General features: G+C 69.6%; 14 protein-coding genes. 9 read left to right on the plus strand and 5 right to left on the minus strand.

The annotated features are described in order from the left end of the window. Window positions 1-495 (plus strand): SRPBCC family protein, encoded by a 495-nt coding sequence (locus BKA15_RS32445; protein ID WP_179757767.1) that lies wholly within the window; start codon window positions 1-3, stop codon window positions 493-495. Continuing rightward, window positions 492-953, plus strand: a complete 462-nt coding sequence (locus BKA15_RS32450) for a pyridoxamine 5'-phosphate oxidase family protein (protein ID WP_179757768.1) — start codon at window positions 492-494, stop codon at window positions 951-953. The genes BKA15_RS32445 and BKA15_RS32450 overlap by 4 nt, the downstream gene beginning before the upstream one ends. Window positions 954-1,207: 254 nt before the next feature. Here BKA15_RS32450 and BKA15_RS32455 read toward each other — a convergent pair whose 3' ends face one another. Next, window positions 1,208-2,449, minus strand: coding sequence for an IS30 family transposase (locus tag BKA15_RS32455; RefSeq protein WP_179755998.1), 1,242 nt, complete (start codon window positions 2,447-2,449; stop codon window positions 1,208-1,210). 180 nt (window positions 2,450-2,629) lie between these two features. Between BKA15_RS32455 and BKA15_RS32460 the strand changes: the two genes are divergently transcribed. Further along, a complete protein-coding gene (locus BKA15_RS32460; protein ID WP_179757769.1) occupies window positions 2,630-3,304 on the plus strand; it encodes a hypothetical protein in 675 nt (224 codons plus the stop codon). Window positions 3,305-3,426: 122 nt separating this feature from the next. Here BKA15_RS32460 and BKA15_RS32465 read toward each other — a convergent pair whose 3' ends face one another. After that, complete coding sequence (locus BKA15_RS32465; RefSeq protein ID WP_246322472.1) at window positions 3,427-4,032, minus strand: TetR/AcrR family transcriptional regulator; 606 nt, start codon at window positions 4,030-4,032, stop codon at window positions 3,427-3,429. A 155-nt stretch (window positions 4,033-4,187) separates the two neighbouring features. Between BKA15_RS32465 and moeZ the strand changes: the two genes are divergently transcribed. Further along, the gene (gene moeZ / locus BKA15_RS32470; protein ID WP_179757771.1) at window positions 4,188-5,360 is read left to right on the plus strand and encodes an adenylyltransferase/sulfurtransferase MoeZ; all 1,173 of its coding nucleotides are present in this window, start codon (window positions 4,188-4,190) and stop codon (window positions 5,358-5,360) included. Window positions 5,361-5,453: 93 nt separating this feature from the next. On the opposite strand, the gene BKA15_RS32475 is transcribed toward moeZ, so the two are convergent. After that, on the minus strand, window positions 5,454-5,657 hold the full coding sequence (locus BKA15_RS32475; protein WP_179757772.1) for a cold-shock protein: 204 nt from the start codon (window positions 5,655-5,657) through the stop codon (window positions 5,454-5,456). 217 nt (window positions 5,658-5,874) lie between these two features. Continuing rightward, window positions 5,875-6,234: an MGMT family protein gene (locus BKA15_RS32480; protein ID WP_312879601.1), complete on the minus strand. Its 360-nt coding sequence runs from the start codon at window positions 6,232-6,234 to the stop codon at window positions 5,875-5,877. Window positions 6,235-6,447: 213 nt separating this feature from the next. Here BKA15_RS32480 and BKA15_RS32485 point away from each other — a divergent pair, with 213 nt between their 5' ends. Genes BKA15_RS32485 through BKA15_RS32500 form a run of 4 tightly spaced genes read left to right on the plus strand, consistent with a single transcriptional unit; the run spans window position 6,448 to window position 9,713 of the window. Next, window positions 6,448-7,179 (plus strand): pirin family protein, encoded by a 732-nt coding sequence (locus BKA15_RS32485; RefSeq protein WP_312879602.1) that lies wholly within the window; start codon window positions 6,448-6,450, stop codon window positions 7,177-7,179. Further along, window positions 7,176-8,360, plus strand: a complete 1,185-nt coding sequence (gene serB, locus BKA15_RS32490) for a phosphoserine phosphatase SerB (RefSeq protein ID WP_179757774.1) — start codon at window positions 7,176-7,178, stop codon at window positions 8,358-8,360. Before BKA15_RS32485 ends, serB begins: the two co-directional genes overlap by 4 nt. A gap of 9 nt (window positions 8,361-8,369) precedes the next feature. After that, window positions 8,370-9,167 carry a carbon-nitrogen hydrolase family protein gene (locus tag BKA15_RS32495; RefSeq protein ID WP_179757775.1) on the plus strand — a complete coding sequence of 266 codons (798 nt, stop codon included), beginning with the start codon at window positions 8,370-8,372 and terminating at the stop codon, window positions 9,165-9,167. 3 nt (window positions 9,168-9,170) lie between these two features. After that, the gene (locus BKA15_RS32500) at window positions 9,171-9,713 is read left to right on the plus strand and encodes a histidine phosphatase family protein (protein WP_179757776.1); all 543 of its coding nucleotides are present in this window, start codon (window positions 9,171-9,173) and stop codon (window positions 9,711-9,713) included. A gap of 265 nt (window positions 9,714-9,978) precedes the next feature. On the opposite strand, the gene BKA15_RS32505 is transcribed toward BKA15_RS32500, so the two are convergent. Next, window positions 9,979-10,203 (minus strand): hypothetical protein, encoded by a 225-nt coding sequence (locus BKA15_RS32505; protein WP_179757777.1) that lies wholly within the window; start codon window positions 10,201-10,203, stop codon window positions 9,979-9,981. 152 nt (window positions 10,204-10,355) lie between these two features. Between BKA15_RS32505 and BKA15_RS32510 the strand changes: the two genes are divergently transcribed. Continuing rightward, entirely contained in the window at window positions 10,356-10,703 is a 348-nt protein-coding gene (locus tag BKA15_RS32510; protein WP_179757778.1) for a VOC family protein, read from the plus strand. Window positions 10,704-10,776 lie beyond the last annotated feature (73 nt).

A 10,776-nucleotide genomic window follows, 5' to 3' on the forward strand; every position in this document is an offset into this window, starting at 1 on the left:
ATGAGCAGCAGCATCTCCACCGACACCGTGGTCCGGCAGGAGGTCGTCGTCGACCTTCCGGCCGACCGGGCGTTCGCGCTCTTCACCGAGCAGTTCGACAAGATCAAACCGCGCGAGCACAACCTGCTCGGCGTGCCGATCGCCGAGACCGTCTTCGAGCCGCGGGTCGGTGGTGCCGTGTACGACCGCGGCGAGGACGGCTCCACCTGCCGTTGGGCGCGGGTGCTCGAGTTCGAGCCGCCGGCTCTGTTCGTGATCAGCTGGGACATCACGCCGCGCTGGGAGGTCGAGACCGACCCGGCCAGGTGCAGCGAGGTCGAGGTCAGCTTCGTTGGCGTGGGCGACGCGCGGACCCGCGTTGCCCTGGAACACCGCCACCTCGACCGGCACGGCGACGGCTGGCCGAGCGAGCGGGACGGGGTCGCCGGCCCGGGTGGCTGGCCGCTCTACCTGCAGCGCTACGCCGACCTGGCCGTCGCCGGAGCGCGCGAATGACCCAGCTCAGGCCGGCCCCACCTGCGCCCCGGTCCACCACGCAGCGCCGGGAGCACGCTCAGGCTCAGCTGCGGAACCGGTACGAACTGTGGCTGGCCACCGGCGGCGTGGCTGGCCCGCACCTGATCCCGGTCAACTATGTCTGGGACGGCGCCCAGCTGATCATGGCCACCTTCGAGGCAAGCCCGACCGTGGCCAACCTCCGGGTCAACGCTGCGGCCCGGGTGGCGGTCGGCGACCACGACGACGTGACCATGATCGACGGAACGGTTGCGCTGGTTCCGGTGGGCGAGCTGGAGCCGGACCTCGCCGAGGCCTTCGCCAGGGTGTCGCACGACCCCAGGGTCATGCCGGGACTGATCTACCTCCGCTTCCGGCCGCGCCGCGCCCAGGTCTGGAACGGCTTCCACGAGTTCACCAACCGGACCGTGATGCGCGACGGGACCTGGGTCCACTGACTCAGTCCTCGATGAGTTCCGGATCGGATCGAACGGAAATGGCAGCGGAATCGCGCCGAGGCTTGCCCTTTGGGTCCGTTCGGTGGGTTGGCGGCCGGCGGGAAGGGCTCGCGTTGATGCGGGTTCGGAGTTCGCTCGGGTCTGGGGCCGCCGAGCGGTTTCGGGTCGCGCGGGACGGCGACGTGGACCGCGGTTGGTGGTGTCGCGAAAGCTCCTCGACTTGGGTGGTTCATCGTTGCCATCGGCGGGCGGATTCAAGCTGCTGTCGCAACAGTGAGTAGTTGATCAAGCTTCTCAGCGGGGGTCTGGTAGTTCAAGACTTTGCGGGGGCGTGTGTTGAGCAGGCGCTCGACTTCGGCGACTTGCTGGTCGGTGATCTTGGTGAAGTCGGTGCCTTTGGGGAAGAATTCTCGGATCAGTCCGTTGCCGTTCTCGTTGGTCGGGCGTTGCCAGGGCGAGTGGGGATCGCAGAAGAACACGGGGCAGCCGGTGGCGATGGTGAACCGGGCATGTTCGGCCATTTCCACGCCCTGGTCCCAGGTCAACGATCGCCACAACGCTGCGGGGAGCCGGGCGGCCATCTCGGTGAGCCGGTCGGTCACGGTGGCGGCGTCGTGGACGGTGATGCGGCTGATCAGGCAGAACCGGGTGTTGCGTTCGAACAGGGTGATCAGGGCCGAGCGCTGGTCACCGCCGATGATCAGATCGCCTTCCCAGTGGCCGGGCACGGCCCGGTCAGCGGCCTCGGCTGGTCGGGCCGTGATCTTGGCCTCGCCGATCCAGGACCGGTTGGACCGCGGCCCGAGCTTGGACCGGGGACGGCGGCTGGTCCGGCCCGACCGCAACGCCTTCTCCACGGCCAGCTCGTGCCGCAACGCTCCGGCGCCCTGGACGTAGAGGGCCTGGTAGATCGTTTCGTGGCTCACCTGCATAGCGTCACGCCCGGCGAAGTCTCGGGCCAGCCTGCCGGCGATCTGCTCGGGTGACTGCTTGGCGTTCAACCGGGCGATCACCTCGTCCCACAGTTCAGTCCCGGGCCTGAGCTTGACCCGGTCCGACTTCGGCCGCCGCCGCCGCTCGTCGGCCCGCCGCTGAGCGATCTTGCACCGGTAACGACCGTCCACGCTGCCGGCCTCGACCTCACGCTTCACCGTCGACCGGTGCACCCCCAGCTCTCGGGCGATCGCAGCATGCCGCTGGCGTTCCCGGAGCCGGATCGCGATCACCACCCGCCCGGCCAGCGTCAATCGGCCGTTCTCATCCAGATAGTCACCCTCGGGCAGCACCCGCGGCTGCCGCGACCGCGGCGACCGCCGAAACGCACTGACCCCAGGGATCCCACCGATCCGACCCGGCTGCAACTCCATGCCCGCCAGATTGGCCCACCGCATCGCGCTCCGCCGGTTAACACCGACCCGGCGCGCCGCCTCCGAGCACGACTCGCCCGCCGCCACCAACTCCAACACCCGCGCCCGCAAACCAGCATCGACCGCCACAACAACCTCCAAGATCGTTGTTGCGACGACCGTCTGAGCCCGCCGCGCCGGTGTTCGGCCCGTGGAGCTTTCGCGACACCGGGTGCCCGGATCCGGCGCCGGAAGGCGGTCCGGCATGCTGGAGGCGTGGGTCGGCGGTCCGGCCCGCGCCACCCGCAGCCACGACATGCCGGAGTCGCCGTGTCCGAATCGTTCTATCGTCGCCATTTCGGATCGGCGCGATTGCAGGCGTACCTGACGGCGGGTGGCGGTGATCCGGCGCTGGCAGGAGCGCTCTATCACTGGAACGCCCGGCTGGCGGCCGCGCTCTGGGTCGACCTCGGCCACGTCGAGGTGGCCCTGCGGAACGCTCTCGACGGCCGGATGCAGGAGCGGCACGCCCGGCGGGAGCGCCCCGGGCACTGGCTGGACGACCCGACCCGCGAGCTGGGCAAGGGCCGGCTGCCGGGCGGCCGGCACGCGCAGCCGTACCTCGACATCCATCGCGCCCGGGAGACCGTCCAACGGCGCCGCAAGCCCGTCACGCCCGACCAGATCATCTCCGAGACCGAGCTCGGGCTCTGGCACCAGCTGGTCTCGCGGCGGCAGATGTTCCTCTGGCCGGACCTGGCCGCGGCGTTCCCCGGTGCGCCGGACCGGCGGCAGGACACCATCGGCGATCTGGTGACGTCGCTGCGCGAACTGCGCAACCGGATCGGGCACCACCATCAACTGCTGGACCTGCCGGTCGAACGCCGGCACGCCGACCTGACCCTGCTGGCCCGCTACCTGGATCCGCGGCTCGAGCGGTGGATCCGCGACCGTACCGAAGTGCCGGCGGTGGTCGCCTCGCGCCCGGGGGTCGAAGCCTGTTAGGATCGCCGCGGCGAACGCCCCGGAACCGTCCCTGTAGTCCTCGCGACAGATCAAACGGCCGGGGCTATTTTCTTTCCCTGCAAGGGATTCCGAGGTGCATTTTCTCCCCGCCCAGCAGTGGGTCAGCCGGTCCGCGGGAAGCCGGCGATGCCGCGCCAGGCCAGGGTGCTGGCAAGCTGCTTCGCCTCGGTCAGGTCGAGCCGGCCCGGCCCGGCGTTGAGCCAGTAGCGGGCGCTCACCTGGGCCAGGCCGACCAGCGAGATCGCGAGCAGCTTCGCCTGGTCGAGGGACAGGCCGGTGTCCTCGGTGATCACGCCGGCGACGGCGTCGGCGATCTCCTCCTGGGCGGCGTTGATCCGGTCCTGGACCCGATCGTCGGTCAGGTCGGACTCGAAGACGAACCGGAACTCGCCGGTGGCCCGCGCGACGTAGTCGAAGTAGGCGTCCATGGTGGCGCTGACCCGCTCCGCGTTGTCCTCGGTCGAGGCGAGTGCCTGCTCGACCTCTGTGGTCAGGCGGTCGCAGCTGGCGTCCAGGACGGCGAGATAGAGGTCCAGCTTGGAGCCGAAGTGCTGGTAGAGCACGGGTTTGGAGACGCCCGCCGCGTCGGCGATGTCGTCCATCGCGGCGGCGTGATAGCCCTTCGCCGTGAATACGTCGATCGCCGCCTGCAGCAGCTGCGCCCGCCGTTGGTCGCGGGGGAGGCGGAGGACGCGGGAGCTGGCCATGGCCGACATGTTACCGGTGAGTAGCCAGTGTCAGTCCGGATCCCGGAATAGGTGTCCACCGTACGGCGTTGCGCCGGATGCCCGGTCGAGCCGTCGTAGGTTGGACTCCGCCCACCGAGCACGCGCGTCAAACAGCAGTCGATCCAGGAGGAATCGTGGCCCTACCGCCGCTGGTCGAACCGGCCGCCGACCTGACCACCGAGGAAGTACGCCGCTACAGCCGGCACCTGATCATTCCCGACGTCGGGATGGACGGTCAGAAGCGGCTGAAGAACGCCAAGGTGCTGGTGATCGGCGCCGGCGGACTGGGCAGCCCGGCGCTGCTCTATCTGGCCGCGGCCGGCGTCGGCACGCTCGGTATCGTCGAATTCGACACCGTGGACGAATCGAATCTGCAACGGCAGATCATCCACGGCCAGTCCGACATCGGGAAGTCGAAGGCATTGTCGGCCAAGGAGTCGATCGCCGAGGTCAATCCGCTGGTGAACGTCATCGTGCACGACACCCGGCTGGACAACGACAATGTGCTGGAGATCTTCGCCGATTACGATCTGATCGTCGACGGCACCGACAATTTCGCGACCCGTTATCTGGTCAACGACGCGGCCGTCCTTTCGCACAAGCCGTACGTCTGGGGCTCGATCTTCCGGTTCGAGGGACAGGTCAGCGTGTTCTGGGCTGATCATGGTCCGCAATACCGTGATCTCTATCCCTCGCCGCCGCCGCCCGGAATGGTGCCGTCGTGCGCCGAGGGTGGCGTGCTCGGGGTCCTCTGCGCGTCGATCGGTTCGATCATGGTCACCGAGGCGATCAAGTTGATCACCGGGATCGGTGATCCGTTGATCGGCCGGCTGATGGTGTACGACGCGCTGGAGATGAGCTACAAGACGCTCAAGCTGCGCAAGGACCCGAACGGCGAACCGATCACGGGCTTGATCGACTACGATGACTTCTGTGGCGCGATCACGGACGAGGCAGCCGATGCCGCGGCCGGCAACACGATCACCGTGAAGCAGTTGGAGGAGTGGCTGGCCGACCGTGAGTCCGGCAAGCGCGACTTCGAGCTGATCGACGTCCGGGAGGCGGTGGAGCGGGAGATCAACAAGATCCCCGGCTCGGTCCTGATCCCCAAGGGCGACTTCCAGAACGGCTCCGCGCTCGGGAAACTCCCGCAGGACAAGCAGGTCGTGCTGTACTGCAAGGCCGGTACGCGGTCCGCGGAATGCCTGGCGATCGTGCACGGCGCCGGACTCGCCGATGCGGTGCACGTCGGTGGCGGCGTGAGCGCCTGGGTCAGCCAGATCGACCCGGCCCAGCCGGCTTATTGATCACCCTTTCGACAGGGCACGGAAAAGAACCCCCCGTACGATGACCGTACGGGGGGTTTTCTTCGATCTTGTCCCTAGATCAACAACGAGTGATCAGACCGTGTGGACCCGGTCGGCCTGCGGGCCCTTCGGCCCCTGCGTGGTCTCGAACTCGACCCGCTGCCCCTCATCGAGGGTCCGGAAGCCGGTCGACTCAATTGCACTGTAGTGCACGAATACGTCCGGACCGCCGCCGTCAACAGCAATGAATCCGTAGCCTTTTTCGGCATTGAACCACTTGACGGTTCCCTGCGCCATGAACCTCTCCTAGCATGTGCCTTCGCAGCCGCACCTCACGGCTCCGATTGCTGCCTGGGCGCCAGAGTGATCCAACGCCCACCGCAATAGTTCTGGGGGCGTAGCGCTAACCACGACACAGACCACTTGCAACAGCGGCAATAGCCTTGCACAAAGCCCGTGGGTGTGTGAACCCCTCCCGCCCCCGCGCGTCGCGCCGCCTCGCCGGCGGCCCGGATCAGGGCAGGGCCGCGAATGTTGCGTCCCGCCAGGGCCCGAGTTGATCTTCCGAAATCCGGGCCTCGGCCATCCGGACCCGCTCGCCGCGCAGCGGGGCGCCCTCGGCCAGGAGCTCTCGCAATGCGCGCGTCTCGTGGCCGTCGGCGGGCCGGCCGTCGGCCCGGACCACTCGCCACCACGGGACGGCGGCGCCGTGGTGCGACATCACCCAGCCGACCTGGCGGGGACCGCCGCGGCCGATCAGTTCGGCGATGTCGCCGTAGCTGGCGACGCGGCCGGGTGGGATCGCCTCGACGGCGCTCAGCACGAGTTCGATGAACTCCTCGTCCACGATGCGGCCACCCGTCCTGCTGTCCACCGCACGACCCTAGCCCCGATCCGTGGACGGGCGCCTACTGCGCGGCCCCAGAGCGGCACGCTGGCGGCGTCGCCGACGCTCAATGGTCAGCCCAGACCGCCCTCGCGCCGGCGACACCGCCATCGCACCCCGCTGACGCCGCTCGCTACGGCGCCCGTCCACGGATCGAGGCTAGGCTCCGGCCACGGGATGGCGACCGGAATACTGGCGGGTGTGGATACCAGGATCGACCTGCGCCGCGGGGCGGACCGGTTCGTCACCCGGACCGACTGGGCGACGACTCGGCACTCGTTCTCGTTCGGCGAGCACTACGACCCGGACAACGTCGGCTTCGGCGCGTTGCTGGTGGTCAACGAGGACGTCGTCGCCTCCGGCACCGGGTACGACCCGCACCCGCACCTGGACTCCGAGATCGTCACCTGGGTGCTGTCCGGCTCGCTGGTGCACACCGACTCACGCGGCAACACCGGCGTCGTGCACCGCGGCCTGGCGCAGCGGCTGAGCGCCGGCTCCGGCATCGTCCACTCCGAGCGCAACGACGCGTACCGGATCGACACCGAGCAGCCCGAGACGCCGGTGCACTTCTGGCAGATGTGGGTCCGGCCGGACGAGTCCGGTGCCGAGCCCTCCTATCAGCAGCGCGAGCTGGACCCGGCCGACCTGGACACGGACTGGGTGCCGGTGGCCTCCGGCAGCCACCCCGATGCGGTGATCACCATCGGTTCGGTCGGCTCGACCCTCTGGGCGGTCCGCGCCGCGGCCGGGATCACCCGGATCCTGCCGGAGGGGCCGCTGCTGCACGTCAGCGTGGTGGACGGCGTGGCCGACCTGGAGTCGGTGGGCCGGCTCACCGCCGGCGATGCGGTACGGCTGCGCGGGCACGGCGGGCTGCGGCTGACCGGGGTCGAGGACGCCGAGCTGCTGGTCTGGGAGCTGGCCGCATGAACTCACCGATCACGCCGGAACCGCCGCTGCTGATCCGGGTCACCGGCCGGGACCGGCCGGGGCTGACCCGGGACCTGCTCCGGCTGTTGGCCGAGGCCGGCGCCGAGGTGGACGACATGGAACAGCTGGTGGTCCGGGAGCGGCTCACCCTGGACGTGCTGGTCCGGCTGGACAGTGCCGCCGATCGGGTGATCAAGGACGTCCTCTACTGGGCGTTCACCTGCGAGCTCAAGATCGACTTCGAACGGGTCGAGGCCCGTTCGGCCCGGGCCGGCCGGCGCCGGCACGTGATCACCGTCCTCGGATCGCGGGTCGGGCCGGACAGCCTGGCCGAGGTGGCCGATGCGGTCGCCGAGCACGACGGCACGATCGACCGGATCTTCCGGCTGGCGACCGAGCCGGTGATCGCGTACGAACTCGTCGTGATCACCGAACGGCCTGAGGACCTGCGCCGACGGCTGGTCGGCGTCGCCCAGCGCACCGGGGTCGACCTGGCCGTCCAGGCGGACGGCCTGGAGCGCCGGGCCAAGCGGCTGGTGGTGCTCGACGTGGACTCGACCTTGATCACCAACGAGGTGATCGAACTACTCGCGGACGAGGCCGGCTGCGGTGATCAGGTCGCGGCGATCACGAGTCGCGCGATGGCCGGCGAACTCGACTTCGAGCAGTCGCTGCGGGCGAGGGTGCGGCTGCTCAAGGGGCTGGACCTGGCCGCGATCGAGCGGGCCCGGGCCCGGATCACGCTGACCCCGGGCGCCCGGACGTTCGTCACGACGCTGCACCGGTTGGGCTATGCGGTGGCCGTGGTGAGCGGCGGCTTCACCCAGTTCACCGACGGGCTGAAGGCCGAGCTCGGTCTTGATCATGCGTTCGCGAACACGCTGGAGATCAGCGACGGCGTGATCACCGGCGAGCTGCTCGGCCCGATCGTCGACCGGCCGGAGAAGGCGCGGCTGCTGGCCCGGATCGCCGAGCTGGAGGGCGTACCAACCTCGCAGACGGTCGCGGTCGGCGACGGCGCCAACGATCTCGACATGCTGGCCGCGGCCGGTCTCGGGATCGCGTTCAACGCCAAGCCGGTGGTCCGGGAGCAGGCCGACGCCACCGTGTCCGTACCGCATCTGGACGCGATCCTCTTCATGCTCGGGATCAGGCGCGAAGACGTGATCCAGGATGCGTAGGATCGCCGGGTGACGCGGATCGCCCTCGCCCAACTCGTCAGCGGACCCGACCCCGCCCGCAACCTCGACCTGGTGGCCGAACAGACGGCTGCGGCGGCCGCCGCCGGGGCGAGCCTGGTGATCTTCCCGGAGGCGACGATGCGGTGCTTCGGCCGGTCGCTGGCCGAGGTCGCCGAACCGCTGGACGGCCCGTGGGCGACCCGGGTCCGGGAGATCGCGCGCGAGGCCGGGATCACCGTCGCGGCCGGGATGTTCACGCCGACGGGCGACGGGCGGGTGACCAACACGTTGTTGATCACCGGCCCGGACGTCGACGCCCGCTACGACAAGGTGCATCTGTTCGACGCGTTCGGCTTCACCGAGTCGCGGACCGTCGCCCCGGGGCAGGACCTGGTGGTGGTCGAGTTGGCCGGACTCCGGATCGGCTGTGCGATCTGTTACGACCTGCGGTTCCCGGAACTGTTCACCCGGCTCGCCGACCGTGGCGCGCAGTTGATCATGGTGCCGGCGTCCTGGGGTGCCGGCCCCGGCAAGCTCGATCAGTGGCGGCTGCTGGTCCGGGCCCGGGCGCTGGACTCGACGACGTTCGTCGCGGCCTGCGGCCAGGCCGACCCGAGCACGCTCGGGATCGAGACCGTGGGCAGTGCGCCGACGGGGGTCGGCGGCAGCCTGGTCGTCGGCCCGAACGGGGCCGTGATCGCCGAGGCCGGGATCGCCCCGGAGCTGCTGGTCGCCGACCTCGACCCGGACACCATCGGTCCGATCCGGGATCAGCTGCCGGTGCTGGCCAACCGTCGGTTGGGCTGACCGATGGCCGCCCTGACGATTCTGTACGAGACGCACGCGACGACCACGGACAACGAGGCCGGCCGGGCCACCGGCTGGCTGCCCGGCGAACTCTCCGAACTCGGCCGGCGGCAGGCCGGCGACCTGGGGGAGCGGATCCGGGACCGGGCCCCGGACGCCGTCGTCGGCTCCGACCTGGCGCGGGTCCGGCAGACCGTCGCCCTCGGCTGCGCCGCGCTCGACGTACCGGTCTTCTACGACTGGCGGTTGCGCGAGTGCCACTACGGCCTGCTCGGCGGCGCGCCGAAGGAGCAGGTGCACGGGCCTGCGATCGGCCGGTTCCTGCGCAATCCCTATCCCGGCGGGGAGAGTTGGCTGGCCGCCCTGGACCGGGTCGACCGGGCCCTGAACGATCTGTGCGACCTCTTCCCCGGCGGCACGGTCGTCATGGTCGGCCACATCGCGACCCGCTGGGCCCTGCGCCGCCGGACCGAGTCGGTCAGCCTGGACGAGCTCGCCGTCGAGGAGTTCCGCTGGCGCCCGGGCTGGAAGTACGTCCTGTCCTAGCTGGATGCTCGGACCGGCGATAGCTCCTCGTGGCCGGGCTCGGTCGCCAATCACGCCTGTCGGCGGGCTGGTCACCGAGCGGGTGAGGAGTGCGGCGTTTTGAGTGGACCGGAGCAGGTCTGAGCGGGTGGCCCGGTGTCGGAATTCCTCCACGGGCGAAGCGTTTCCGCGTGGCAATCGCGATGTGGTAGTCGCCCGTGGAGGAAAAGCGACATCGGGAAGGCGGCTGCACAGTGGGCCGCCAGGACTACCGGTCGCTTCCGGATCAGGTTTCGAGGCGCGCCAGTGCTGATCGGAGGAGGTCCTCGGGCCGCTGAGTGATCACCTCGACCTGGGCCTGCAGACCGCGCTGTACGACGCGGCCCCGGCCGACCGGACCGCCTCGGCGGGCGGCCTGTTCCAGACCTTCCGCTACCTCGGCGCGATCCTCGCCACCGCGATGATCGGGCTGATCTTCGAACGCGACCTGAGCAGCGACGGCCTGCACCACCTCGGCCTGCTGACGACCGCGGCGCGGTGCTCGTCCTGCTGCTCGCCGTGTTGGCGAGTCGGCTTCGGCCCTGACCCATCGCGGTTCGTTGCCACCGGTCACACGGGCCGCGAGGCATGACGGACGTGCGCAGACATGATCGAATCGTCGGCATGAATCCACCACGGCTCACTCACGTGCGGGTGAACGTACGCAATCTCGCCGAGGCGATTCGCTGGTACGAGGACCTGCTTGCCGTCCCGGCCAGCGGGCATTGGCCCGACGACCGGCCGACCTACGCGCACTTCGAGCTCGGCCCGGTCCGGTTCGCCATCGCCGAGTTCACGCCCGCGCCGACGGGCGCCCGGTTCAACTTCGAGGTCGATGACGTCGACGGCTGGTGGGCCCGGCTTACCGAGCAGACCGACATCGTCGAACCGCTCTTCAGCACTCCGTACGGAACAAGGAAGTTCACCATCCGCGACCCCGACGGCAACGAACTCGGGTTCGTCCAAGCCTGAGACGGCACAGTGCCGGGGTGGCATCACTGTCGGTGGCGTCTGGTGCACTACCGTCGACCTGTGGACGACGAAG

This window comes from Microlunatus parietis, from assembly GCF_013407955.1.
Taxonomy (GTDB): domain Bacteria; phylum Actinomycetota; class Actinomycetes; order Propionibacteriales; family Propionibacteriaceae; genus Microlunatus; species Microlunatus parietis.

What these genes read in the sequence shown, in the direction of transcription:
- BKA15_RS32445 (WP_179757767.1), top strand. Translation starts at nt 1, where the DNA reads ATGAGCAGCAGCATCTCCACCGACACCGTGGTCCGGCAGGAGGTCGTC.
- BKA15_RS32450 (WP_179757768.1), top strand. Translation starts at nt 492, where the DNA reads ATGACCCAGCTCAGGCCGGCCCCACCTGCGCCCCGGTCCACCACGCAG.
- BKA15_RS32465 (WP_246322472.1), bottom strand. Translation starts at nt 4,032, where the DNA reads ATGGCCAGCTCCCGCGTCCTCCGCCTCCCCCGCGACCAACGGCGGGCG.
- BKA15_RS32475 (WP_179757772.1), bottom strand. Translation starts at nt 5,657, where the DNA reads ATGGCGCAGGGAACCGTCAAGTGGTTCAATGCCGAAAAAGGCTACGGA.
- serB (WP_179757774.1), top strand. Translation starts at nt 7,176, where the DNA reads ATGAACTCACCGATCACGCCGGAACCGCCGCTGCTGATCCGGGTCACC.
- BKA15_RS32500 (WP_179757776.1), top strand. Translation starts at nt 9,171, where the DNA reads ATGGCCGCCCTGACGATTCTGTACGAGACGCACGCGACGACCACGGAC.
- BKA15_RS32510 (WP_179757778.1), top strand. Translation starts at nt 10,356, where the DNA reads ATGAATCCACCACGGCTCACTCACGTGCGGGTGAACGTACGCAATCTC.